Genomic DNA, 23513 nt, shown 5'->3' with positions numbered 1-23513 from the left:
AAAGGGCGGGGACGGCTCACACGGTACGAGGGGACCTGGACGTCCAGCCGCCCCAGTCGCCGGTCTGGGTGAACTCGGCGGCGGCCCTTCTGATCGTATGGATCATGGAGGCGGACCACCGGGGCATGTCCGCCCTGGGTTTGAAGACCGCCACGGACCCCATGACGATTCCGTCCCAGCTGACCGGCGCGGCGCAGCAGCTCCAGCCGGGCATGCACTCCTCCGTCTCGGTAGCGACCCCCAGTTCTCGCACCTGCTTCAGTGAGGCCAGCATCTCCGCCTCGTCGAGCCGTGAGTCGCGTTCCGCTTCCCCGCGCGACGGTTCGGCCAACACCTCCTCCTGGATCACCTCGGGGAGGTAGGCGAGGATGGCCTGGCCGGAGGCGCCCGTACGCAAGGACTGCGTCATCAGGAGCAACGTACGGTGGCTGAGGCCTAGTTCGGACAGGTCGGAGTCGCCGACGGCCATGTCGAGACACTGCTTGCGAGCGCCGCTGAACGGTGCCAGGCCGAAGAGGAACACCAGACCTCCGTCGGTGTCCTTGCGTAACTTCTCCAGCGCGGCGTGCGCGACCTCCGCGTTGGGCTCGTGCATGAGCGCTTTGAGGCCGAGCCGTGCGGCCCCCGAGCCAAGCCGGTACAGCCCCCGCGCCTCGCGGACGAACGTGCCGTCGTAGATACCGGACTGGAGGATCCGATGGACTGTGGAGTCGTCGAGTCCGGTTGCCTCGGCCAGTTCCCCGGGGCCGTGCATCTGCCCTTCGAGTTCGGTGAAGGCGCGCTGGACGCTGAAGACACGGGTAGCGTGCACGCTCCCTCCCTGAGATCCCGGCTTAGCCATGTGCTTCCTTCCCTCGCGGTAGCTCCGGCCGATACCCACGCGCGGACGTAGATCGGTCTTCGAGCTCAACACCGGTCGCCCGGTGACCATTCCGCTTCCGGTGGTCTCCGGGCGGGCGCGCGTCGGGGCGAGAGAAGGCGGCAGGGTCAGCCGAACTGCAGGGAGCGTTTGGCGAGTCCGCCCCAGAAGCCGTCGATGACCGACCGCTGGGTGCCGAGTTCACCTGAGGCGTCGGCCGCCCCGAGGGTGACGAACAGCGGCGCGAAGTGCTCGGTGCGCGGGTGAGCGAGCCGCCCGGCTGGTGCGGTGTGGACGAAGTCGAGCAGGGAATCGATGTCGCCAGCGGCCAGCTTCTCGCGCCCCCAGTCGTCGAACTCCACGGACCAGCTGGGTGTCCCCGGGTGCTGTAGCGCCGCGAGGTTGTGCGTGAAGAAGCCGCTGCCGACGATCAGTACGCCCTCGTCGCGCAGCGGCGCGAGCCTGCGCCCGATGTCCATCAGTCGCTGCGGGGCGAGCGTGGGCAGCGAGATCTGCAGTACGGGGATGTCGGCGTCGGGGTACATCTCGACGAGCGGCACATACGCACCATGGTCAAGACCCCGGTCTGGAACGTCCTGCACGGGGGTGTCGGCCGTCCGCAGCAGCTTGCGTACGGAGTCAGCCAGCTCGGGAGCGCCGGGGGAGGGGTAACGCACCTGGTAGTAGCGCTCCGGGAAGCCCCAGAAGTCGTACGTGAGCGGCGCGGTCTCGGTGGCGCCGAGAGCGAGCGGGGCCTCTTCCCAGTGCGCAGAGACCATCAGGACGGCCTTCGGCCGCGGCAGGTCGGCGGACCAGGCGGCGAGCTGGCCGGGCCAGAGGGAATCGTCGGCGAGCGGCGGGGCACCGTGGCTGAGGTACAGGGCGGGCATGCGCTGCTGGGCCGCGCTCTGAGCGCCCCGTCGCGTGCTGCTGTCCATGACGGCTCCCAAAACCAGTTAGTTCAACCTTAAACCGATGAGACTCCAGGATGCCTCAGGGTGATTGAACGTTCAAGTGTTGGTGCCCGGGGCCCGGCCCCTCGGCGCCAGGCCTACGGTCAGTCGCCCTTGGCCGCCCGCTGCGCGTCCCGCTCCTTGATCCGCTGCGCTTCCTGACGGACCTCCGCCTGGGTGGCCCGCTCCTTGCGCAGCCACGCGGGGAACTCCTCCTTCAGCGCCTCGATCTGCTCCGTGGTGAGGGGCTCGGTGACCCCGCCACGCGCGAGGCCCGCGATGGAGACGCCCAGCTTCGCCGCGACCACGGGCCGGGGGTGCGGGCCATCGCGCCGCAGGTCCCGCAGCCATGCGGGCGGATCGGCCTGCAGCGCGTTCAGCTCGGCTCGCGAGACGACACCCTCCTGGAACTCGGCGGGGGTGGCCTCGAGGTACACACCCAGTTTCTTTGCCGCGGTGGCGGGCTTCATGGTCTGGGTGCTCTGGTGCGACGTCATGTGTCCAGGGTATCGAGCATGTGCGCGACCTCTGACCACGCCGGGTAGCCTGGCGAGGTGACAGGCTCGGATGTAACCCCTTCGTTCCGGCTCGCCTACGTCCCCGGAGTGACGCCCGCCAAATGGGTGCGGATCTGGAACGAGCGGCTGCCCGACATCCCGCTGACCCTGCTCCAGGTTTCCGCCGCCGAAGCGTTCGGCGTGCTGCGAGACGCTGGCGCGGACGCGGGCTTCGTACGCCTGCCGGTCGACCGCACGGATCTCAGCGCGATCCCGCTCTACACCGAGACGACGGTCGTCGTGGTCCCGAAGGACCACCTGGTGGCGGCTGCCGATGAGGTATCCATCGACGACCTGGCCGACGACGTCGTACTGCACCCGCTTGACGACACCCTGACCTGGGAGGGCCTGCCCGGGCAGCCCGCGATCGAGCGGCCCGCCACGACGGAGGACGCGATCGAGCTGGTGGCGGCGGGTGTGGGTGTCCTCGTCGTCCCGCAGTCACTCGCCCGCCTGCACCACCGCAGGGACCTCACGTACCGGCCGGTCGTGGACGCCCCCGTGTCGCGCGTCGCCCTGTCGTGGCCGGAGGCCAGGACCACCGACCTGGTGGAGGACTTCATCGGGATCGTCCGGGGCCGGACCGTCAACAGTACGAGGGGCCGCACCCAGCCCCCGGCCGAGCCCGCCGCCCAGCAGAAGAGCAAGCGCTCCGACACCGGCGCCAGCAGCGGCACCCGGCGCAAGGCCACGGCGGGCAAGCCGGCCGGCAAGAGCGGGCAGCGCGGATCGGGCGGCCCCAAGGCTGCCAAGTCCGCCAAGTCCGCCAAGTCCGCGAAGCCCGCCAAGCGGGGCAAGCCGCGCCGCCGCTCGTAGGACGCGCCTACGAACGGTCCGACGCGGCCGTCGCGGCAGGTGCGGCCGTACTGTCGCGAAGCTCCAGCCTCGGCAACTCAGCCTGCACATGGCGGATCGGGCCACCATCCAGGAGCGCGAGCAGCTCCTCGGCCGCCCGTCGCCCAAACCCACCGGTATCGCGGACGAGCGAGGTCAGCCGGGGGTGTGTGACCCGGCACAGCGGGGAGTCGTCCCAGGCGACGATGGACAGTTCCCGCGGTACGGACACCCCGCGCCCCGTGGCCACGGACGCCCCGGCGACGGCCATCACGTCGTTGTCGTAAATCAGGGCCGTCGGCGCCAGCGGGCCGTCCAGCATCCGGCGCGTCGCCTCGGCGCCCTCGGTGTCGGAGTAGTCGGTGGTCACCGACCGCACCTGGTCCGCCCGCAGGCCAAGCCGCTCCGCCTCCGAACGCAGCGCCAGAATGCGGCGCTCGGTGTGGGCGAGCCCCGCCAGCCCGGCGATATGGACGATACGGCGGTGTCCGAGCCCGTACAGGTGGTCGACGATCGAGCGCATCGCGGCGGCGTCGTCGGCCCAGACATTGGAGATCGGCCAAGGTTCCTCGGACGCGTCCGGCCGCGGCGCGAGGCCACCGACGGCGACGGCGGGCAGGCCGAGTGACTCCAGCAGCGCCGGGCGCGGGTCGTCGGTGCGCGGGTCGACCATCAGCACCCCGTCGACCCGGTGCTCGGCCCACCACCGCCGGTACAGCTCGCACTCCGCCGCCATCTCCGGCACCACCTGGAACAGCAGCGCCGTATGGCGGGCGGACAGGGCTTCCTGCATCCCGGAGACGAGCTGGAGGAAGAACGACTCCACGCCGAGCGTCTGCGCGGGGCGGTTCAGCACGAGGCCCACACAGCCGGAACGCTCACCGGACAGCGCCCGCGCGGCACTGTTGGGCTGCCAGCCGAGCTGCTCGGCGACCCGGCGCACCCGGGCCCGGGTCGCGGGGGACACGCCCGCCCGGTCGTTGAGGGCGAAGGAGACGGCGGACGCGGAGACCCCGGCGCGCTCGGCGATGTCCTTCATCGTCGGGCGGCGTACGGGTACGGGACGGCGCGTCGCCGCCTCGGCGCCGTCGGGCGTCGCGCCCGCGTCGTCGTCCATGAATCCTCCAGCTAAAGCGCATTAGTCACACTGAGCTAAACCGCGTTAGGTCCTCCACCCAACACCTCATACGGCCGAATGCCAACCCCTCACCATCAAGTCAACCGTTATCAAACTGATATCACCGGGACGGGGTTCGAAACTTAAGCGCATCAGTCCAGTTCATCAAGCATGTCAATACCTCTCACGCAAGATCTTTGAGCTGATTCAGGCTGCATCGATCAGGCCTCGGCCCGCCCACGCCATTGACGAATGGAACGGACAGGGAAAACGTTGTCGCCGCTGACCGGCGGTGTCAGCCGGGTTTCTGCAAAGAGGAGCGACATGAAGCGCCTACACCTGCCCAGAATCTCCCTCGCCACGGCCCTGGCAGCCGCCGTGATGTCGACCGCGGCCTGCGGGGTCGGGGGCTCCGGCGACACCGGGGACCAGCCGACGAAGACGGGCAAGATCGAAGGGAACATCACCTTTCGGACCCTGCAACTCAAGCCGACCTTCACTGACTACGTCCAGGGCGTCATCGACGCCTTCGAGGAGAAGTACCCGGACGTCAAGGTCAAGTGGGAGGACGTGCCCGGCGAGGGCTACAACGAGAAGCTCGTCGCGGACGCGCAGGCGGGCTCCCTGCCGGACGTCGTGAACATCAACACCGACTCGTTCCAGCTGCTCGCCGACCGTGGCATCCTCGCCGACATATCCCGGCTCGACCCGAAGGCCCGGGCCGACTTCGTACCCGGCGCCTGGGACCAGTACAAACTCCCGGGCAAGGGCGACGCCGTCTACGCCTACCCCTGGTATGTGACACCGGAGATTCTCACCTACAACAAGGCCCTGTTCGCCAAGTCCGGCCTGGACGTCGACAAGCCGCCGACGACCGTCGAGGAACTGTTCGACCAGGCCGAGCAGATCACCGCGAAGTCCGGCGGCAAGTACAGCGCCTTCATGGCCGACCCGGCCAGCCGACTGCCCGGCGACTGGCAGAAGATGGCCGTCCCGATCCTCAACGAGGCAGGCGACACCTTCACCTTCGACACCGACAAAGCCGTCGAGTGGGTCAAGCGGATGAAGGAGCTGTACGCCAAGGGCGCCATGCCCAAGGAGTCACTCACCGGCGCCGCCGACATCAACCAGCTCTACGGCGCGGGCAAGCTGGTCTTCGGCCCGGGCTCACCCGGCTTCGTCAAGGACATCAAGGAGAACGCCCCGAAGGTCTACGCCAACACGGCGGTCGCCGAGGCCATCACCGGCACCCTCGGCCACATCGGCATCTACACACAGTCGATCGGCGTACGCAAGAACACCCAGCACCCGGACGCGGCCACCGCCTTCGCCAAGTGGGTCACCAACGGCCCCAACCAGGTCGAGTTCTCCCAGCACGCCACCATCTACCCGTCCAACGCCAAGGGCCTGGACGACCCACGGTTCGCCGACCGCGGTGACGGCACCGACGCCGAGACCGTCGCCCGCGCCACCGGCGCCGACCTCCTGCGAGAGGCCCAGCTCGACGCCAACACCCCGGTGCAGTGGACCAGTCAGGTCGGCGACGCCGTAGTGCGCCAGATGCAGAAGGGAATCAAGGGCGACATCTCCGCCGAAGACGCCGTCAAAAAGGCCCAGGACGACGCCAACAAGATCCTCGCCAAGCAGCGGGACCAGTGACCGACGCCATGACGCGGACGCGCACGCGCACGCGCCAAGAACGCCGCCGGATGAAGGAGATGGAGACGGCGACGGGCCTGGTACACCGGCGCTGGTGGGTCCCGTACCTCTTCCTGCTGCCCGGCCTCGGGATGGTGGTGCTGTTCAGCCTCTGGCCGTTCGTCAACACCGTCATCCTCTCCTTCACCGACGCCCAGATCCTGCGCGGCGGCACCTTCGTCGGCTTCGACAACTACACCCGGGCACTGGACGACCCGGACTTCTACACAGCCCTGACCAACTCGGTGCTCTACACCGCCGTCGTGGTCCCGGCGCTGGTCTTCCTGCCGCTGGCGCTGGCAGTACTCGTCCAGAAGAACATCCCCGGCATCGGGTTCTTCCGCTCGGCCTTCTACACCCCGGTCATCGCCTCCGCCGTGGTCGTCGGCCTGATCTGGCAATGGGTGCTGCGCAGCGACGGCCTGGTCAACACCGTGTTTCTCCAACTGAAGTTCATCTCCGATCCGATTCCCTTCCTCACCGACTCCACGGTGCTGCTGTTCTCCGCGATGGCCGTCACCATCTGGAAGGGCCTCGGCTACTACATGGTGTTCTACCTGGCGGCCCTCGGGAACGTACCCGCCACGCTCTACGAGGCCGCCGCACTGGACGGCGCCGGAGCGGTGCGCCGTTTCTTCTCCATCACCGTGCCCTCCGTCAAACCGATGATGCTGCTGGTGGGCACGCTCTCCGCGATCTCCGCGCTGCGCGTCTTCACCGAGATCTACATCCTCGGCGGCGAGAGCGGCGGCCCCGGCGGCGACGCCCGCACCCTGCCGTTCATGATCCGCGAGGTCGGTCTCGGCTTCGCCGGAGAGAGCGGCTACGCCTCCGCCGTATCGATCCTGCTGTTCCTGCTGACCCTGGTCTTCAGCCTGCTCGGGCACCGGCTGTCGAAGGGAGACGAGCGATGACCACCCTGGCTCCCCCCGGCCGCCGCGCCGACCCCACCCCCAGCCCCGCGCCCGCTACCGGCCGGGGCCGACAGCGGCTGACCCTTGGCCTCGCCGGACGCTATCTCACCCTCTGCCTGATGCTGGTCGTCATGCTGGGCCCGATCGTCTGGCAGTTCCTCACCTCGATCCGCGGCCGTGGCGAGAACGTGTACGACGGGGTGCTGCCCAGCCAGCCCACCCTCGACAACTACGTCCGCGTCACCGAGTCCTTCCCGCTCTTCCAGTACGTCGGCAACACCCTGATCGTCGCCGCGCTGGCCGTCGCCTCCAACTGCGTCTTCGCGGCCATGGGTGGCTATGCCCTGTCCCGGGCGGGCTGGCGCGGCCGCAAGATCGTGTTCACCGTGCTGGTGGCGACGCTGATGTTCCCCTTCGAAGCCGTGATGATCTCGATGTTCCTCACGATCCGCTCGATGGGCCTGGTCGACACCCTGATCGGCGTCTGGCTGCCCGGCGCCGTCTCCGTACTCAACCTCCTCATCATGCGGGCCGCCTTCCTGGCCGTACCCAGGGAACTCGAGGAGGCGGCCGTCCTGGACGGCGCCAACGAATGGCAGCGCTTCACCCGGGTATTCGTGCCATCCGCCAAGGGCGCGCTCGCGGTCGTCTGCATCACCAGCTTCATGGGCGCCTGGGATGACTTCCTCTGGCCGCTGATCGTGCTCTCCAGCAGCGACAACTACACCCTCCAGCTGGGCCTGAAGACCCTGGCGGGTGCCACCACCGTCAACGACCAACGGCTCATCGCCGCAGGCGCGATCGCCGCACTCGCCCCGATGATGCTGCTCTTCTTCGCCCTCCAGCGCTTCTTCTTCAAGGGCGTCGGCGAGGGGTCACTCAAGACCTGACCGCCACCGCCCCACTCACCGGCCTCTGAGCCTGTCCCTCGAACCCCCGGGAAGCAGCGACCGACGATGAACCACTCCGCCCCGCCCACGCCGCGCCTCGGTGTGAACTACACCCCCACCCGGGGCTGGTTCCACCACTGGCTCGACTTCGACGACGCCGCCACCCTGGACAGCGTCCGCCGGGACCTCGACTCGCTGGCCGCGCTCGGCCTGGACCACATCCGGGCCTTCGCGCTCTGGCCGGTCTTCCAGCCCAACCGCACGCTGATCCGCGGCCGCGCCGTCGAGCAGCTGGGTCAGCTCGTGGACGCCGCGGCCGAGCGCGGCCTGGACGTGGCCGTGGACGCCCTGCAAGGCCATCTGTCCAGCTTCGACTTCGTGCCGTCCTGGCTGCACAGCTGGCACCGCCGCAACATGTTCACCGACCCCGACGTGGTCGATGCCGAAGCCCGCTACCTCGAAACACTCGCCGCGTCCCTCGCCGACCGGCCCGGCTTCCTCGGCATCACCCTCGGCAACGAAGTCAACCAGTTCGCCGACAAACCCCACCCGGACCCCGACGTGTGCACCTACCAGGAAGCCGGGCAGTGGCTGGAGCGCCTGCTCACCGCCTGCGAACGGGCCGCGCCCGGCCGCGTCCACACCCACAGCGAGTACGACGCGGTCTGGTTCCAGGACGGCCACCCCTTCACCCCCGCACACGCCTCCCGGATCGGCCGGATGACCACCATCCACTCCTGGGTCTTCAACGGCACCGCACAGCGCCACGGCCGCGACGGCACCGGCACCACCCACCTGGCCGAGTACCTCATCGAACTCTCCCGGGCCTGGGCCACCGACCCGCACCGGCCGGTCTGGCTCCAGGAGGTCGGCGCGCCCGCCCCGCTCATCCCGGCCGCCCACGCCGCCGAGTTCACCGACGCCACCCTCGCCCACGCACTGACCTGCCAGAACCTGTACGGCATCACCTGGTGGTGCTCCCACGACGTGTCCCGTTCCCTGGCCGACTTCCCCGAGCTCGAGTACGGCCTCGGGCTCCTCACCGCCGACCGGGAAGTCAAGCCCGCCGGGCGGGTCCTGGCCGACCTCGCCGCCCGGCTGCGCGGCCAGCCGCCGCCTGCCGCGGCCCCCCGCCGCACCGCGCTCGTACTGGACGCGGGGGAGGAGGAGACCGCGCCGCTGCGCTCCGTCTGCGCGCCCGGCGGTGCGTACTTCGAGGCGTGGATGCGGTTGGCCGCGGACGGGGTGCGGGCCGCGGCCGTACTGGCGGGCCGGGCCCGGGACCCCGAGCACCTGGCCGCACGAGGCATCACCGAACTCGTCCACCCGCGGGACGTCCCATGACCCACCCGCACAACCCACCCCGCACAACCAACCCCCACCCGCCCGAACAGGAGACCGCCGTGTCCGACCACCAGCTCCGTGACCTCGCCCGGCGCGCCACCAACGGCCTCACCAGACGCACCCTCATCGCCACAACCGCCTCGGCCGCCACCCTCCCCTGGCTGACTTCCGGGACCGCCCAAGCCGCCGACCCAGCCCACGCCCCCAGCGCCGCCCCTGAGCCGGAGTCCCTCCAGCCATACGCCTCCTACTGGTTCCCCGAGACCTTCCCCGACACCCAGCAGCCCGACCCCGGCGCCGTATGGCGCAGCCTCAAGACGTGGCGCCCGCAGGACGACCCCGACCTGCCGTTCAACACCGCCACCGTGCCACTCGCCCAGCGCTTCACGCCCACCCCGGCCAACACCACCGCCCGCGCCGACCAGGCCCGCGTCACCGCCCTGGTCTCCTTCGCCGGGACCGCGTCCAACCCGTCCCAGGGCTCGGCCAAGGCCGACTACTACGCGCTCACCCACTGGGCGTACATCGACGAGCTGGTCTTCTGGGGCGGCTCCTCAGGCGAGGGCATCATCCTCGCCCCGAACGCCCCCGTCATCGACGCCGCCCACCGGCACGGCGTCCGCGTCCTGGGCAACGTCTTCCTGCCGCCCGCCGCCTACGGCGGCCTGCTGAAGTGGACCCGCGAACTGGTCCAGCAGGACGCCTACGGCCGCTTCCCGCTCGCCGACAAGCTCATCCAGGTAGCCCGTACCTACGGCTTCGACGGCTGGTTCCTTAATGGCGAGACCTCCGGTGGGGACCCGGAACTCGGCCGCCAGTTCGCCGACTTCGTGGCCGCGCTACGCCGCGGCGCACCCGACCTGGCCATCACCTGGTACGACGCCTTCACCATCGAGGGCACTGTCGCCTGGCAGGGCGCGCTCAACGACCGCAACGCCCCCTTCTTCCACCGAGACGGCGAGCGCCAGGCCGACACCATGTTCCTGGACTTCCGCTGGAGCGCGGCGAAGCTGGCCTCATCCGCCGCCTACGCCCGACGTCTCGGCCGTTCCCCGTACGAACTGTTCACCGGCCTGAACGTCGAACCCAGCGGCTGGAACGGCAGCTACGACTGGGACGCCTTCGCCCCCGACGAAGACCACGCCGACCATGTGACCTCGTACGCCTACTACCGCCCCGAGTGGACCCTGCACTCCCTGCCGCACACCACCCGCACCCCCACCCAGTTCCACGCGCGCGACGACCAGTTCTGGTCCGGCCAGCACACCGACCCGGGCCGCCCCGAAGGCCCAGGCCGCTGGCGCCCGGCCGCCCGGCACGTCGCCGACAGCTCCACCGTCACCACGCTGCCCTTCGCCACCACCTTCAACACCGGCCACGGCCTGGCCTGGTACGAGGACGGCGCACGCACCGGCGAAGCCGAGTGGAACCACCTCGGCCTGCAGGACGTACTGCCCGCCCGCCGCTGGCAGATCCATACCACTGGACAGCGACCCGACGTCGGCTTCGACTTCAGCGCCGCCTGGCACGGCGGCAGCAGCGTCCTCGTGGAAGGACCCCTCTCCCGGCCGGTGACCCTGGACCTGTTCCGTACCCGCCTCACCCCCACCGGCGCCACCTTCCTGGACATCACCCACCGCGCCGACCCCGGCTCGGCTCCCGTCACCGTCGAGATCGCCGTCGCCCACGCCGAGCCCCAGCGCCCCGGCCGCCGCACCCCCTACCGGCGACGGCGTGCCGCCATCGTCACCGCCGCCGACGGCTGGACCACCTCGACCGTGCGCCTGGACGGCATCCGCACGCTCCACGCCCTCGGCGTGCGCCTCTCCTCGCGCGGTGGCGGCCAAGTCCGCTGGCGGCTGGGCGCCCTGGCCGTACGCGACTGCGCGCCCACGGCCCCGGCGGCGCCCACCAGACTGCGCGTCACCGCATCCCGCGTCACCGGGCCCGACACCGCCGAGGTCCGCCTCGCCTGGCGTCCCACCGGCGGCGTACGTCACTACGAGGTGCACCAGGAACTCCCCGGCGGCGCCCGGCGCTTCCTCGGCGGCACCACCACCGGCGTCTGCTACCTACCGGCCGTGCGCCGCAGCGGAGACGAGACCAGGACCCGCCTCACCGTGCGCGCGATCGGCGCGCAGTACTCCCCATCGGCCCCCGCCTCCCTCAACCTGGCCTGGTAGACCGAAAGCCCCGCCCCCGACTCCGCCCCGCCCCCGCCCCGCCCTCGACTCCGCGGCCTCCCGACCCTCCGCACCACCAAGGAGCACCCCTCATGCACGACGACCGGAACATCGTCGAACACCGGCTGCGCCGCGTGCTCAGCGAGCGCGTCAAGCCCGCCGTCTACAGCACCCCGACCCCCCTCACCGTCGAACGCTGGGACGTGCCCGGCGAGCCCGTGCCCGTCGCTGAAGGCCTCGCCGCCTCCTACCAGCCCGCGCGGACCGGCGACGCGTGGGGCCCGGCCTGGGGCACCACCTGGTTCAAGGTGACCGGCCAGGTGCCGACCGCCTGGGCGGGCCGTACCGTCGAGGCCGTACTCGACCTCGGCTTCGACCGGATGATGCCCGGATTCCAGTGCGAAGGCCTGGTCTACCGGGCGAGCGGCGAGGCGGTGAAAGCCCTCAACCCGTACAACGCCTGGGTGCGGATCGCCGAGAGCGCCAAGGGCGGCGAACGCGTCGAACTGTTCGTCGAGGCGGCCGCCAACCCGGTCCTCGTCCACCACGGCCCCACCTACGAGGGTGACCGGACCACCGCCAGCGACCGCCCGCTGTACGCACTCGCCCAGATGGACCTCGCCGTCTTCGAGACCGACGTCTGGGAGCTGGTCCAGGACCTTGAGGTACTGCAGTCCCTGATGGCCGAACTCGCCCCGCACGACGCCCGCCGCCACGCCGTGCTGCGCGCCGTCGAGCAGTGCCTGGACACCCTCGACCTCACCGACGTCGCCGCCACCGCCGCCCGGGCCCGAGGGCAGCTCGCCGAGGTGCTCGCCGCCCCCGCCCACGCCTCCGCGCACCGCATCAGCGCCGTCGGACACGCCCACATCGACTCCGCCTGGCTGTGGCCGCTGCGCGAGACCGTCCGCAAGGTGGCCCGCACCTCCGCCAACATGGTCAACCTCATGGACGACCACCCCGAGCTGGTCTTCGCCATGTCCCAGGCCCAGCAGCTGGCCTGGATCAAGGAACACCGGCCCGAGGTCTTCGAGAAGGTCAAGAAGAAGATCTCCGACGGCCAGTTCGTCCCGGTCGGCGGTATGTGGGTGGAGTCCGACACCAACATGGTGGGCGGCGAGGCCATGGCCCGGCAGTTCCTCTACGGCAAGAAGTTCTTCCTGGACGAGTTCGGCATCGAGACCAGGGAAGTGTGGCTGCCCGACTCCTTCGGCTACACCGCGGCCATGCCGCAGATCGTCAAACTGGCGGGCAACACCTGGTTCCTGACCCAGAAGATCTCCTGGAGCCAGGTCAACAAGTTCCCGCACCACACCTTCTGGTGGGAGGGCATCGACGGCACCCGCGTCTTCACCCACTTCCCGCCCATCGACACCTACAACGCCGACCTCGGCGGCAAGGAACTCGCCCACGCGGCCCGCAACTACCAGGAGAAGGGCCGCGGCACCCGCTCACTCGCCCCCTTCGGCTGGGGCGACGGCGGTGGCGGACCCACCCGCGAACACCTCGCCCGCGCCCGGCGCACCCGCGACCTCGAAGGCTCCCCGCGCGTCGAGATCGAGCGCCCCGACGCCTTCTTCAGCAAGGCTCACGCCGAGTACGAGGACGCCCCCGTCTGGCAGGGCGAGCTCTACCTCGAACTGCACCGCGGCACCTACACCTCGCAGGCCAAGACCAAACAGGGCAACCGGCATAGCGAGTCCCTGCTGCGCGAGGCCGAACTGTGGGCCGCCACCGCCGCCGTACGCGTCCCCGGCTACGCCTACCCCCAGGCGGACCTGGAACGGATCTGGAAGACGGTCCTCCTGCACCAGTTCCACGACATCCTGCCCGGCTCCTCCATCGCCTGGGTGCACCGCGAGGCCCGCGAGACGTACGCCCGCGTCCGCGACGAACTGACCGCCCTCATCGCCACCGCGCAGCGGGCCCTGGCCGGGGAGGGCGACACCGAGGTCGTCTTCAACGCGGCCCCGCACCCCCGCGGCGGCATCCCCGGCGGCGGCGCCGCCCCGGCCGCCACCCGCGAGGCGGCGCGGCCCGTCACCGTGTCTCAGCGCCCCGGCGGCGGCTTCGTCCTCGACAATGGCCTGCTCCGGGTCGAGATCGACGGACGCGGCCTGATCACCTCCGCGTACGACATCGCGGCCCGGCGCGAGGCCATCGCCCCCGGCCAGGCGGGCGGCCTGCTCCAGATCCACCCCGACTTCCCCAACATGTGGGACGCCTGGGACATCGACGCGTTCTACCGCCACAACGTCACCGACCTCGTGGACCTGGACGCCCTCACCCTCACCGCGTCTGGCGAGGACGGCGGCCCGGCCACCGTCCGCGTCACCCGCGCCTTCGGCGACTCCACCGCGGAGCAGACCTTCACGCTGAGGCCCGGCGCCAAGGTGCTGGACCTCGACACCGAGGTGGACTGGCACGAGAGCGAGAAGTTCCTCAAGGCCGCCTTCCCGCTGGACGTGAAGGCCGACCGCTCCGCCGCCGAGACCCAGTTCGGGCACGTCTACCGTCCCACCCACACCAACACCTCATGGGAGGCCGCGAAGTTCGAGATCTGCGCCCACCGCTGGGTCCAGGTCGAGGAGCCGGGCTGGGGCGCGGCCCTCGTCAACGACTCCACGTACGGCCATGACGTCACCCGCGACATGCGCGCGGACGGTGGCCAGACCACGACCGTACGTCTGTCCCTGCTGCGCGCCCCGCGCTACCCCGACCCCGAGACCGACCAGGGCCGCCACCACCTGCGCTACGGGCTCGCCCCGGGCGCGGACGTCGTCGACGCGGTCCGCGAAGGACACCGGATCAACCTGCCCGAACGCACGGTCACCGGCGCCGCGGGCCGGGTCATCGAGCCCCTGGTGTCCGTCTCGCACGACGCGATGGTCATCGAAGCCGTCAAGCTCGCCGAAGACGGCACCGGCGATGTGATCATCCGCCTCTACGAGTCCGCGGGCGCCCGCACCAACGCCACACTGACGGCAGGCTTCCCCCTGGCCAAGGCGATCGAGACCGACCTGCTGGAACGCCCGGTCACCGACGCCCCCGACCACCCGGTAGCCGACGGAAGCCGCGTGGACCTGGCGCTGCGCCCGTTCCAGATCCTCACGCTGCGCCTGAGTCCGCGCGCGCCGCGCCCCTCCGCGGGGTAGCGGGGTCGGCGTCGGGGGTCGGGGTCACCTGCCCACGGTCCGAACCCAGTAGGAGCGGGCGGCCGTGGCCAGGGCGACCCCGTACATGGCGAAGGCGCCGAGACCGATCCAGGAGACGAGCAGAGCGTCCTGCGAGGTGGGAAAATCGCCAGGGCGCACCGTCACCACACCGGCCGTGGCGAGCGCGCAGTACCCGACGCCGATCACTCCGTACGGGGCCAGCGTGGCGGCACCGATCAGCGCGGGCGCCAACGGGAGCCAGCGCGGGACACGCCGGTCAGCCAGCACCAGCGTCCAGCGCGGAAAGACCTGTCCCCAGGGACGGACCAGCCCCCAGAGGAGGAAGACCCCCACCCCGGCGAGCAGCGCCGTGGCGTCCAGCCCCCAGGACTCCAGGGCGAGCCAGACTCCCGACGCCCCGTTGCGTTCGGAGATGGTCAGCATCTCCTGGCCGCTCACCCCGGCGAAGGTGCCCCCACCCGCCCAGACCAGCTTCATCACCACGTACGGCAGGAAGGCCAGCGTCCCCGCGCAGGCGGCGAGTTGCACCAGCGGGGGAGCGGCGGACGGCACCCGCCCCCCTGTCGCGACCGCCGGGCGCCGCCCGGCCCGCGCGGCGGCCGCGAGCAGCACCACCCCGGCAGCCGCCAGCACATGGTGCGCGGCAGCCACCCAACTCTCCACCCCCTGCCCGAACATCAGCGTGACGACGTCCATCAGCAGACCGAACGCGCCGGCCCCCAGCACCCCGCACATCCCCCAGAGCAGCCCCCGCACCCAAGAACGCGGCCCGTACCGCGCCACCGCCCCACCGGCGAACCCCGCCAGCGCGCCCACCCCCGCGCCCACCCAGCCCAGCGCCGCGGGCGCCGACTCGCTCCCCAAGTACAGCAGCGGCGTTCCGCTCATCGCGCAGACGAGCCCGAAGACCCCGTACGCCACAGCCCAGCACCACGTCACCCGCCCCACCCACCGCCGTCGCCACCACGTGCCCCCGGCCGCGCCCGCGTCCCGTACCACCCCATCAGTCATGCACTCAAGGCTGCGGGGAGCACACCGCCAAGTCATCGCACAGCCACACGATCCCCATCCCCCCACCGGGGGAGCACCCAAGAGACTCAGGTAGGAGTCGATGGCGCCTCGGGGGTACGCCGGGCCCTAACGCCCTCGACCGCAGGTGGCTCCAGAGGCTGCCTGGCTCGTCACCCCACCGTCGTCGGCCAACGCAGAACGGCGCCAATGCCGCCAGCCGGGAGAGCGGGCTCCACGTCGGCGGGCCGTAGGGCCACGGCCTCGGCTCCGGTCCTCGCCGCCGCGCGGATCAGAGCGTCGTCGGCCCGGGCCGGGAAGGGATCAGAGGCGCCGAGGGCCCTCACATCGTTGCGCCGGGCTCCGATCTGGTCAGGCTCGGGGCCGACCCACACCTGGCGGCCCCGGTCAGGCCCGTCGGTCCGCAGCAGAAGCGCGGCAATGCGATGCTCGCGGGCGGCGTCGGCGAGAGCGGGCACCCCGTCGACCGCGGCAAGCGATCTGCCCCCTCCGGACGCCGCGGCCTCCGGGGACCGGCCCGCGTAGAAGGCCTCCATGATGTCGGCGGTATGCCGCCTGGCCCGCGCGGCGGCCGCCTCGGCCACCTCCTTGTCGAGCATCCGTTCGCCCGCGGCCTCGGAGAGTGCCGGAGCCCGCTTGCCGTGCTCCGCCTCGACCGTCCGCTCGCGTACCCGCTGCGGAAGCCGATCACGTACGGTGTGGCACTGGCGGCGCTCACCGGCGAGAACGACGACGTCCGCGTCGATCTCCTCCTGGACGGAGGCCAGCCGGTCCGCCACGAGGGCCGCGTTCCGGCGCCAGGTGTCTTGGACGGACTGCTCGAAGTGACTCTCCGACCAGTCACCGATCGCGACCTGGCGCACCGGCCAGTCCTCGCCGTCCACCCGGCCGACGTCACGGGTCCCGGTGACCGTACGCAGCTCGATGTCCGCCCCCATACGGTCGATGCGCGCGACGAGGCAGGACACGCTCTCCTGAGCGAACTCCAGCAGCGGCCCGGTGTGGGGGAGGGTGCCCCAGTCGGCGTAGGTCCGGTCTGGTGGCTTGGCCAGCGGCACGTCGAGCACCACTTCACCCTCGGTGGCGAACACGGCGGACGGCACCGACAGAGCCGAGAGCTGGGCGCGCACGGCCTGGCACGTCGCGTCGTCCGCGCCCAGCGCGTCGAGCTGTTCGGCGGCGGCGCGCGCGGCGAGTTCCCGATGGGACGCGGCGTCTTCAGTCGTCATCGGCGGGTCGAAGTAGACGGTGGCCCACGGCCCTGGCCGGTCGTAGAGCGGACTGAGGAAGCTGAGATCCATGACTCCTCCCATCACGGGCGGGACAGCGGGTAGCGGAATGACGTCATGGTGTCGTCACCCTCCTTGCTGCTCTCCGTGGGTACCCCTCGGCCGCCCGCCGAATCGTCCTGGCCCGACCGGGCGAGCTGCGCCGGTCAGCCCAGGGCCTCCGCCGCCACCCGGAGGTCGGACACCAGGCCCGCGTACGCCTCCTCGCGCCTCTCGTCGGCGCGCAGTACGGCCGAGGGATGGATCGTGGCGACCACCCCGCCCGCCTCGAACTCGTCCGGCGCGTCCAGCACCGTGCCGCGTACTTCCGTCACGCGGAAGCCGGACCCGTACAGCGCCTTACCCGCGGTAGCGCCAAGCGTGATGATCAACTCAGGTTTCACGAGGTGGAGTTCGGACACGAGCCACGGCCGGCACGCGGTCAGCTCCCGCAGCGTGGGCGGCTTGTGGATGCGCCGCTTGCCGCTCCGCTCCCTGGTGACGAACTTGAAGTGCTTCACCGCGTTCGTCACGTACGCCTCGTCCCGGTCGATGCCCGCCTCCTCACACGCCCGCAGGAGCAGCTGTCCGGCGGGCCCGACGAACGGCCTCCCCTGGCGGTCCTCCTGGTCGCCGGGCTGCTCGCCGAGCAGGACGACGCGGGCGGACGGCGGCCCCTCGCCGAACACCGTCTGCGTGGCATCGCGGAACAGGGGGCATCCCTCGCAGTCCGCGGCGGCCGCGCGCAGCTCGTCGAGGTCGGCGTCCTCGGGGACGAACGGCGCGCTGGATTCGGGCACAGCGTCTCCTCCTCACGCGGCGACAGCGGCGAGCACGTCGTCGGCGACCTCCTTGTCCAGCGCGGCCCGGACCAGCGCGGCGGCGAGCCGTGGCAGCTCGCTCGTGTCGACCAGGTCCGCGAGGGCCTTCGCCGACTCGGGCAGGTCCAGCCGCTTCGCGCCCTGGAGCGCCTTGCCGTCGATGAACGGTGCCGTCTCCGGCCACACACCCTGCGCCTCGCGCAGGAAGATGCTCGCACCGGTCGGCCCGATGCCCGGCACCTCCTGTAGCAGCTTCTCCGGATCGCCGTCCTCCCGCAGCCGCCGAAGATCCCCTTGGTACCGGTCGAGCAGCAGTTCGGCGCCTTCCCCCAGCATCGTCGAGGTGCGTTCGTCATAGCGCCGGTAGTGGCCCTCGCCCAGCGCGTCCACGCGCCGCTGCCAGTCAGCCTCCGCCATGCCGCGGGCGGTGCGCATCCCGTCGTCGAAGAGAGCCCTGGCCGCCGCCACCGCGATGTCCGCCTTGATACGGGCGCTCAGCAGCAGCGAGAGCACCAAGAGCTGGTAGAGCGGCGCGGGCGTGTTGCGCAGCCGTATCCCGGCCTGTGAGGCGTAGGTCTGCCCGTGGCGCTTGAGCAGAGCCCGTATCACGTCCTCATCGCGCTTGCTCATGGTTGTCACCACCGGTTCGACATCGCGATCGCCGCCGTTTCCGCGTTTCCGTGTTTCCGCGCGTGCTGACTGTTGGGTCACCACGTGAGTGCGTTCGAAACGGGACGGGCCTCAGCTGCCAGAGCGTTCGTCGATGACGTCGGCGGGGTCCCGCCCTGTGCGTACGACGATTTCGGCGACGCGTCGCAGCTTGACGTTCATGTGCTGGGACGCCTGTACCAGCATCTCAAAGGCCTGTCGGGAAGTGGTCCCGTGACGCTCCATGAGGATGCCGCAGGCCTCGCCGATGCTCTGACGCGAGGCGACGGCGGCCTCCAGCGTCTCCTGGACGCGGGCGCTGGCGAGTGCCACCGAGGCGTGCGCGGCGAAGATCCCGGCCAGTTCCACGGCGGCGGTGTCAAAGGCACCCGGCTGTGTTCCGTACAGATTGAGCGAACAGGACAGCCCTTCCGCGGAGGGCAGGCGGTAGACGAGCATCGAGCCCACACCGAGCGCGTGGGCGCGGGCGGCGAACCGTGGCCAGCGCCGCTCGGCGGCCATGTCCGTGACGCGGACGACGGGGTTCTCGGCGACGGCCTCACGCCCCGGGCCCTCGCCCAGTTCCGTCTGGACGCGATCGCAGGTCAAGACCCACTCGGCGGTGAACGCGGGGCTCTTCGACTTCCCTCTGACCGGGTGGAGTACCGCGCTGGCCCCGTCGCATCCGTCGACCGCCCAGTGCACCGCCTCGACGACCTCGGCGAGGGTCTGCTCCGAGCTGCCCTTCTGCTGGAGCTGCTGCGCGAGGTCCGCGAACATCCGCGCCAGCTCGATTGCTGATTCGTCCACGGCACTGCTCCACATGGAGGGCGGGGGCGCTTTATGCCAGCTAACCACAGGTGGAGCAGGGGCGCGGCTGTGCGGGGGAAGGCTGTGCGGGGGGCGAGGAGTTCGCGCTGGGGCTCCGGCCGCGGTCCGGACGCCCCACGCTGGCCCAGAGGCTCTCGTGCCGAACCACCGAGTTGGGTCCGATTACCCGCGCTGCCGCGCCGTATGCCTGTACGGCCTGTCGAATCCGGTCTCAGGCTCCGGTGAGGAGCCCGTCACGAAGCTCCGCACAGATCGACCGCAGCAGCCGGGATACCTGCATCTGAGACACCCCGATCCGGTCGGCGATCTGCGACTGCGTGAGCTCACCGAAGAACCGCAGGTAGAGGATGAGCCGCTGGCGCTCCGGGAGGTCAGCCAGGAGCGGCTTGAGTGACTCGCGGTCGACCACGAGGTCGAGCTCATGGTCGTCCTCTCCCAGGACGTCGGCGAGGTGGGAGCCGTCGACTCCGGGAACGGGGGCGTCCAGCGAGGCGGCTCTGTAGGCGTCGTGTGCCGCTATCCCGGTAGCCGCCTCGCGCTCGGTCATGCCCGTGTGATCGGCGATCTCACGTGGGGTGGGGGTGCCGCCGGGGCGGGCCTGATCCAGTTCGACGGTCGCCAGATACGTCCTGCTGTGCAGTTCCTGGAAGCGGCGAGGCACATGCAGGCTCCACAGGTGGTCGCGGAAGTGGCGCTTGAGCTCCCCGGTGACCGTGGGAATCACGAACGACGCGAAGGCGTGACCGCGCTCCGGTTCGTAGCGGTCGACCGCCTTGACCAGGCCGAGTGCGGCGACCTGGCGAAGGTCCTCAGCACTTTCCCCACGGTGGCGGAAGCGGCGGGCCACCCGCTCGGCCACCGGCATCCACGCACGGATGATCTCCTCACGTACCGCATCACGCTCGGCGCCGTCGGGGAGGGACGCCAGCCTGCGGAACGCGGACGTGGTGTCGGGGGTGTCCTCGTGGCGCCGGTGGACGGGCTCTCTGGGGCCGCCGCTGTGAACGGGCTCCTTGGCAGGGCGACGGTCGGTGCGCATGGGGCTCCCGTGCCTTTCGAACCGGCTGATGCGAGCGATCCGCCGCGGGAGCCTGGCCAGCAGGCACCGCCGCCGGGAGGTCCGCGGCATGCCTCTGGCCCGAAGCACTTCTCACGTTACGCGCCCGAGCGCGCCCCAACAACGTCTGCCCCGGACGCGAGCCCGTGGCAGCGGCGGAGGCAGGTCACTTCTCCGGCTCACCCATGCTCGTATGCCGCGCGGCGAGGCGAGCCAGCACCACATCCACGCCACCGGCCAGCAGATACGCGCTGACCGTGCCAAGGCCGGTCAGGGGCCAGGCCGCGAAACCGGGGACCAGGGACAGCCCATAGGCCGCCGACACGGCCACAGCCACGGACAGCACATCGATGACTCCGCCCAGGGTCAGCTCCTGTTCTCCCTCAGTCAGCCGGGCACGGCGGAAAAGCGTCAGCAACACCAGGCCCACGACAAGGAACGCGGTGGCGGACCCCAGCGCGAACATGATGGTCTCCCCCGCGGAAGCTGGCCCCCGGGCACCGGTCACGAGCCCGTAGGCCGCCGTGATGGAGATCGAGAAGCCATACGCCGTCGCGTTGTCCCGCAGCGCCGTACGGACTCCGCGCCCGTAGAGGTTCAGCATCCCGGCCACGCCGCTGTGTGCTGCCTTCCGCTCTTCCGTCACCCGTCAAGGGTTTCAGCGAGACCCCCACCTGCCCCCGAGGCGCGGGCGGGCAACTGGGCACGCTACTCGGCTGGCCGTATCGGACGAGCCGCGGCCGCTCCTGGGATGAGAAGGCACACGGGTTTGAGCCCGTCTGTGCGTGATACCCGACGGCGCCACGGACGCACGAGCGGTCGGAGATGCGCCATGAGCAAGACCAACGTTGCCGACTACATCCTGCGGCGGCTGAGCGAGTGGGACGTGGAACACGTCTTCGCCTACCCAGGCGACGGCATCAACGGACTGCTCGCGGCGTGGGGGCGGGCGGAGAGCCCACCCAGGTTCATCCAGTCCCGGCACGAGGAGATGTCGGCCTTCGAGGCGGTGGCCTACGCCAAGTTCTCCGGCAAGGTCGGGGTCTGCTGCGCGACCTCGGGCCCGGGAGCCGTACACCTGCTCAACGGGCTCTACGACGCCAAACTCGACCACGTTCCCGTCGTCGCGATCGTCGGCCAGACGGACCGCAGCGCCATGGGCGGCTCCTACCAACAGGAAATCGACCTGCGGAATCTGTACAAGGACGTCGCCTCGGACTTCTGCGAGACGGCCATGGTGCCCGAGCAGCTCCCGAACCTCATCGACCGGGCGATGAGGACGGCGCACGCCCAATCGACGGTCACCGCGATCATCGTGCCCGCGGATGTACAGGAGCTGACGTACAGCCCGCCCACGCACGCGTTCAAGATGGTGCCGTCCAGCCGGTCTCTGAGCCGCTACGCTCCGGTCCCCGCCGAGGCCGATGTGGAGCGGGCGGCCGACCTGCTGAACGCCGGCGAGCGGGTCGCGATCCTCGTGGGTCAGGGGGCACGCGGGGCGCGGCACGAGGTCGAGCGACTGGCCGAGCTCCTCGGCACGGGGGTGGCGAAGGCGCTGCTCGGCCCTCCACACCACGTTCGGCGCGCTCAGTCACCGACCTCCCGCTGCAGCTCCGCCTTGTTCATCTTCGAGCGGCCCTCGATGTTCTGCCGCTTGGCTTCCTCGTAGAGCTGCTCCTTGGTCCGGCCGCCCGGCCCCTGACCTGAGCGCTTGCCGCCCCTGCGGCCGGACGAGATGTCGCGCTGGGACAGCTTGCTCGAACTTTCGGCTTCGCCGCTGCGGGCGCGTTCCTTGTTGACGGTGGCGGCGGCGATCCGTTCGGCCTTCCGCTCGCTGCGTCCGGCGTCCAGCTGGCTCTGCTTGATCTTCTCGTACTGCCGCTCACGCTTGCGGCTCGCTCCAGCGGGCATGTCATCGCCCCTCTCGCCTCTCGCTGATCTCCGTGGCATCTCTCTGGGCTCTAGGGGTGGTCGGGTCGCTGGTCAGGCGGGACTCCACCGCCCTCGCCGCCACCCTTGCGGCCCTTGTCCGTGCCGTGTTCATGCTCGGCGCCGCCGGGGCCGACCTTGCGGTCCATGCCTGCCTTGCTCTTGGCCTGTTCCAGTGGCGTGGCCGCGCTCTTGCCGCTGCGGCGCTCCTCCGGAGCCTGGGGGCTCGACATCTCACCCGCTCCTTCCCTCGCGTGCTCACCTGTGGGTCACCACATGAGCGGGTTCAAAACCGCAGGGCCCGGAGGCGGGGTTTCCTCGTCGCCCACGCCGGATACCCGCGAGCAGGACAACCGCGAGGGAGCACGCTATGACCACGTACGGGTATTTCCTGGCCTGCGAGGAACACGGCCCGGCCGACCTGCTAGAGCAGGCCCGGATGGCGGAGCAGGCGGGGTTCGAGGCGCTGTGGATCTCCGACCACTACCACCCCTGGAACGATGCCCAGGGGCACAGCCCCTTCGTGTGGTCACTGATCGGCAGTCTGTCCCAGGCGGTGGGGCTACCGGTGGAAACGGCGGTCACCTGCCCCATCATGCGCATCCACCCGGCTCTCATCGCCCACGCGGCGGCTACTTCCGGGGTACTGCTCAAGGGTCGTTTCCGGCTCGGCGTGGGCACCGGCGAGGCCCTCAACGAGCATGTACTCGGCGATCGGTGGCCGCCTCCGAAGACACGCCTGGGCATGCTGGAAGAAGCGGTCGAGGTCATGCGTGAACTCTTCACCGGGGAGGAAGTCGACCACCACGGCACGTACTACACCGTGGAGAACGCCCGCCTCTACGACGTACCCGAGCGGCCGGTCCCGATCGATATCTCGGGTTTCGGGCCGATCGCCACAGAGCTGGCTGGCCGGATCGGCGACGGATACATCACGATGGCCCCGGACAAGGAGCTGATCGATCGCTACCGGGGCAGCGGCGGCGGTGACAAGCCGGTGCAGGGCGGAGCGAAGGTCTGCTTCGGCCCCGAGCGGAACGAGGCGGTGCGCACCGCGCACCGACTGTGGCCGAACGAGCGGCTCCCGGGTCAGCTGGGCCAGGAACTGCGCACCCCACGCCACTTCGAGCAGGCCTGTGAACTCGTCACGGAGGACATGGTGGCCGAGGCGTTCCCGTGCGGCGACGACGTCGATGAGCACGTAGCCGCACTCAGGACATATGCCGAGGCCGGGTTCGACACCGTGTACGTCACCCAGATCGGGCCGGACCAGCGCGGGTTCTTCGACTTCTACCGCACCAAGGTACTGCCGCAGCTCACCGCCTGAGAACTCCTGACATTACAGGCGCTCGTCTATCGGCCCGGAGGCCGTTTGACACGTTCCGGACGTGATACTCGCAGGATG

21 protein-coding genes and 1 pseudogene are annotated in these 23513 nt (G+C 70.5%); 9 read left to right on the top strand and 13 right to left on the bottom strand.

Translation table 11 applies throughout. The annotated features are described in order from the left end of the window. Positions 1-16: 16 nt before the first annotated feature. The 3 genes from GCN81_RS09305 to GCN81_RS09295 all read right to left on the bottom strand — a co-directional run bounded on the left by GCN81_RS09305 (position 17) and on the right by GCN81_RS09295 (position 2309). The gene (locus GCN81_RS09305; protein WP_231626563.1) at positions 17-811 is read right to left on the bottom strand and encodes an IclR family transcriptional regulator; all 795 of its coding nucleotides are present in this window, start codon (positions 809-811) and stop codon (positions 17-19) included. A 176-nt stretch (positions 812-987) separates the two neighbouring features. Further along, positions 988-1749 (bottom strand): dioxygenase family protein, encoded by a 762-nt coding sequence (locus GCN81_RS09300; protein ID WP_156723843.1) that lies wholly within the window; start codon positions 1747-1749, stop codon positions 988-990. A 167-nt stretch (positions 1750-1916) separates the two neighbouring features. Next, on the bottom strand, positions 1917-2309 hold the full coding sequence (locus GCN81_RS09295; protein WP_156723578.1) for a DUF5997 family protein: 393 nt from the start codon (positions 2307-2309) through the stop codon (positions 1917-1919). A gap of 57 nt (positions 2310-2366) precedes the next feature. On the opposite strand from GCN81_RS09295, the gene GCN81_RS09290 reads away from it, so the two are divergent. After that, complete coding sequence (locus tag GCN81_RS09290) at positions 2367-3185, top strand: LysR family transcriptional regulator substrate-binding protein (RefSeq protein ID WP_156723576.1); 819 nt, start codon at positions 2367-2369, stop codon at positions 3183-3185. Positions 3186-3192: 7 nt separating this feature from the next. Here GCN81_RS09290 and GCN81_RS09285 read toward each other — a convergent pair whose 3' ends face one another. Continuing rightward, on the bottom strand, positions 3193-4320 hold the full coding sequence (locus GCN81_RS09285) for a LacI family DNA-binding transcriptional regulator (RefSeq protein ID WP_156723574.1): 1128 nt from the start codon (positions 4318-4320) through the stop codon (positions 3193-3195). 324 nt (positions 4321-4644) lie between these two features. Here GCN81_RS09285 and GCN81_RS09280 point away from each other — a divergent pair, with 324 nt between their 5' ends. The 6 genes from GCN81_RS09280 to GCN81_RS09255 all read left to right on the top strand — a co-directional run bounded on the left by GCN81_RS09280 (position 4645) and on the right by GCN81_RS09255 (position 14504). After that, the gene (locus tag GCN81_RS09280) at positions 4645-5979 is read left to right on the top strand and encodes an ABC transporter substrate-binding protein (protein ID WP_231626561.1); all 1335 of its coding nucleotides are present in this window, start codon (positions 4645-4647) and stop codon (positions 5977-5979) included. Positions 5980-6029: 50 nt separating this feature from the next. Beyond that, complete coding sequence (locus GCN81_RS09275) at positions 6030-6932, top strand: carbohydrate ABC transporter permease (RefSeq protein WP_197287544.1); 903 nt, start codon at positions 6030-6032, stop codon at positions 6930-6932. Beyond that, on the top strand, positions 6929-7822 hold the full coding sequence (locus GCN81_RS09270; protein ID WP_156723571.1) for a carbohydrate ABC transporter permease: 894 nt from the start codon (positions 6929-6931) through the stop codon (positions 7820-7822). The genes GCN81_RS09275 and GCN81_RS09270 overlap by 4 nt, the downstream gene beginning before the upstream one ends. A 66-nt stretch (positions 7823-7888) precedes the next feature. Beyond that, the gene (locus GCN81_RS09265) at positions 7889-9166 is read left to right on the top strand and encodes a glycoside hydrolase 5 family protein (protein WP_156723569.1); all 1278 of its coding nucleotides are present in this window, start codon (positions 7889-7891) and stop codon (positions 9164-9166) included. A 59-nt stretch (positions 9167-9225) separates the two neighbouring features. Further along, complete coding sequence (locus GCN81_RS09260; RefSeq protein WP_231626559.1) at positions 9226-11349, top strand: endo-beta-N-acetylglucosaminidase; 2124 nt, start codon at positions 9226-9228, stop codon at positions 11347-11349. A gap of 92 nt (positions 11350-11441) precedes the next feature. Further along, positions 11442-14504, top strand: coding sequence for an alpha-mannosidase (locus GCN81_RS09255; RefSeq protein WP_156723565.1), 3063 nt, complete (start codon positions 11442-11444; stop codon positions 14502-14504). A 24-nt stretch (positions 14505-14528) separates the two neighbouring features. Here the strand turns inward: GCN81_RS09255 and GCN81_RS32275 are convergent, their stop codons facing one another. From GCN81_RS32275 to GCN81_RS09220, 7 genes are all read right to left on the bottom strand, one after another. After that, positions 14529-15536, bottom strand: coding sequence for a hypothetical protein (locus GCN81_RS32275; protein ID WP_231626557.1), 1008 nt, complete (start codon positions 15534-15536; stop codon positions 14529-14531). Between the two features lie 170 nt (positions 15537-15706). After that, complete coding sequence (locus GCN81_RS09245) at positions 15707-16855, bottom strand: baeRF2 domain-containing protein (protein WP_156723564.1); 1149 nt, start codon at positions 16853-16855, stop codon at positions 15707-15709. 134 nt (positions 16856-16989) lie between these two features. Beyond that, on the bottom strand, positions 16990-17622 hold the full coding sequence (locus GCN81_RS09240) for a UdgX family uracil-DNA binding protein (RefSeq protein ID WP_156723562.1): 633 nt from the start codon (positions 17620-17622) through the stop codon (positions 16990-16992). Positions 17623-17634: 12 nt separating this feature from the next. Further along, positions 17635-18273: an endonuclease gene (locus GCN81_RS09235; protein ID WP_156723560.1), complete on the bottom strand. Its 639-nt coding sequence runs from the start codon at positions 18271-18273 to the stop codon at positions 17635-17637. Between the two features lie 111 nt (positions 18274-18384). Beyond that, positions 18385-19101: a GAF and ANTAR domain-containing protein gene (locus GCN81_RS09230; protein WP_197287543.1), complete on the bottom strand. Its 717-nt coding sequence runs from the start codon at positions 19099-19101 to the stop codon at positions 18385-18387. A 232-nt stretch (positions 19102-19333) separates the two neighbouring features. After that, positions 19334-20161: a SigB/SigF/SigG family RNA polymerase sigma factor gene (locus GCN81_RS09225; protein ID WP_156723556.1), complete on the bottom strand. Its 828-nt coding sequence runs from the start codon at positions 20159-20161 to the stop codon at positions 19334-19336. 184 nt (positions 20162-20345) lie between these two features. Beyond that, on the bottom strand, positions 20346-20825 hold the full coding sequence (locus GCN81_RS09220; protein ID WP_156723555.1) for a hypothetical protein: 480 nt from the start codon (positions 20823-20825) through the stop codon (positions 20346-20348). Between the two features lie 186 nt (positions 20826-21011). Between GCN81_RS09220 and GCN81_RS09215 the strand changes: the two are divergent. Then, positions 21012-21743: pseudogene (locus GCN81_RS09215) on the top strand (thiamine pyrophosphate-binding protein); the annotation flags it as partial. Between the two features lie 23 nt (positions 21744-21766). Here the strand turns inward: GCN81_RS09215 and GCN81_RS09210 are convergent. Both GCN81_RS09210 and GCN81_RS09205 read right to left on the bottom strand, forming a co-directional pair. Beyond that, entirely contained in the window at positions 21767-22090 is a 324-nt protein-coding gene (locus GCN81_RS09210) for a plasmid stabilization protein (RefSeq protein WP_156723553.1), read from the bottom strand. A gap of 50 nt (positions 22091-22140) precedes the next feature. Continuing rightward, positions 22141-22341: a hypothetical protein gene (locus tag GCN81_RS09205; protein WP_156723551.1), complete on the bottom strand. Its 201-nt coding sequence runs from the start codon at positions 22339-22341 to the stop codon at positions 22141-22143. A gap of 137 nt (positions 22342-22478) precedes the next feature. On the opposite strand from GCN81_RS09205, the gene GCN81_RS09200 reads away from it, so the two are divergent. Beyond that, positions 22479-23435 (top strand): LLM class F420-dependent oxidoreductase, encoded by a 957-nt coding sequence (locus GCN81_RS09200; RefSeq protein WP_156723549.1) that lies wholly within the window; start codon positions 22479-22481, stop codon positions 23433-23435. Positions 23436-23513: the final 78 nt, after the last annotated feature.

This window comes from Streptomyces apocyni (assembly GCF_009739465.1).
GTDB lineage: Bacteria > Actinomycetota > Actinomycetes > Streptomycetales > Streptomycetaceae > Streptomyces > Streptomyces apocyni.
The sequence above is the reverse complement of the archived record's forward strand: the minus strand, read 5'-3'. Positions and strand labels throughout refer to the sequence as shown.

Excerpts from the sequence above, each read along its gene's own strand:
- GCN81_RS09300 (WP_156723843.1), bottom strand. The coding sequence starts at position 1,749 with ATGCCCGCCCTGTACCTCAGCCACGGTGCCCCGCCGCTCGCCGACGAT.
- GCN81_RS09295 (WP_156723578.1), bottom strand. The coding sequence starts at position 2,309 with ATGACGTCGCACCAGAGCACCCAGACCATGAAGCCCGCCACCGCGGCA.
- GCN81_RS09285 (WP_156723574.1), bottom strand. The coding sequence starts at position 4,320 with ATGGACGACGACGCGGGCGCGACGCCCGACGGCGCCGAGGCGGCGACG.
- GCN81_RS09280 (WP_231626561.1), top strand. The coding sequence starts at position 4,645 with ATGAAGCGCCTACACCTGCCCAGAATCTCCCTCGCCACGGCCCTGGCA.
- GCN81_RS09275 (WP_197287544.1), top strand. The coding sequence starts at position 6,030 with ATGAAGGAGATGGAGACGGCGACGGGCCTGGTACACCGGCGCTGGTGG.
- GCN81_RS09270 (WP_156723571.1), top strand. The coding sequence starts at position 6,929 with ATGACCACCCTGGCTCCCCCCGGCCGCCGCGCCGACCCCACCCCCAGC.
- GCN81_RS09265 (WP_156723569.1), top strand. The coding sequence starts at position 7,889 with ATGAACCACTCCGCCCCGCCCACGCCGCGCCTCGGTGTGAACTACACC.
- GCN81_RS09255 (WP_156723565.1), top strand. The coding sequence starts at position 11,442 with ATGCACGACGACCGGAACATCGTCGAACACCGGCTGCGCCGCGTGCTC.
- GCN81_RS32275 (WP_231626557.1), bottom strand. The coding sequence starts at position 15,536 with ATGACTGATGGGGTGGTACGGGACGCGGGCGCGGCCGGGGGCACGTGG.
- GCN81_RS09245 (WP_156723564.1), bottom strand. The coding sequence starts at position 16,855 with ATGGATCTCAGCTTCCTCAGTCCGCTCTACGACCGGCCAGGGCCGTGG.
- GCN81_RS09235 (WP_156723560.1), bottom strand. The coding sequence starts at position 18,273 with ATGAGCAAGCGCGATGAGGACGTGATACGGGCTCTGCTCAAGCGCCAC.
- GCN81_RS09225 (WP_156723556.1), bottom strand. The coding sequence starts at position 20,161 with ATGCGCACCGACCGTCGCCCTGCCAAGGAGCCCGTTCACAGCGGCGGC.
- GCN81_RS09210 (WP_156723553.1), bottom strand. The coding sequence starts at position 22,090 with ATGCCCGCTGGAGCGAGCCGCAAGCGTGAGCGGCAGTACGAGAAGATC.
- GCN81_RS09205 (WP_156723551.1), bottom strand. The coding sequence starts at position 22,341 with ATGTCGAGCCCCCAGGCTCCGGAGGAGCGCCGCAGCGGCAAGAGCGCG.
- GCN81_RS09200 (WP_156723549.1), top strand. The coding sequence starts at position 22,479 with ATGACCACGTACGGGTATTTCCTGGCCTGCGAGGAACACGGCCCGGCC.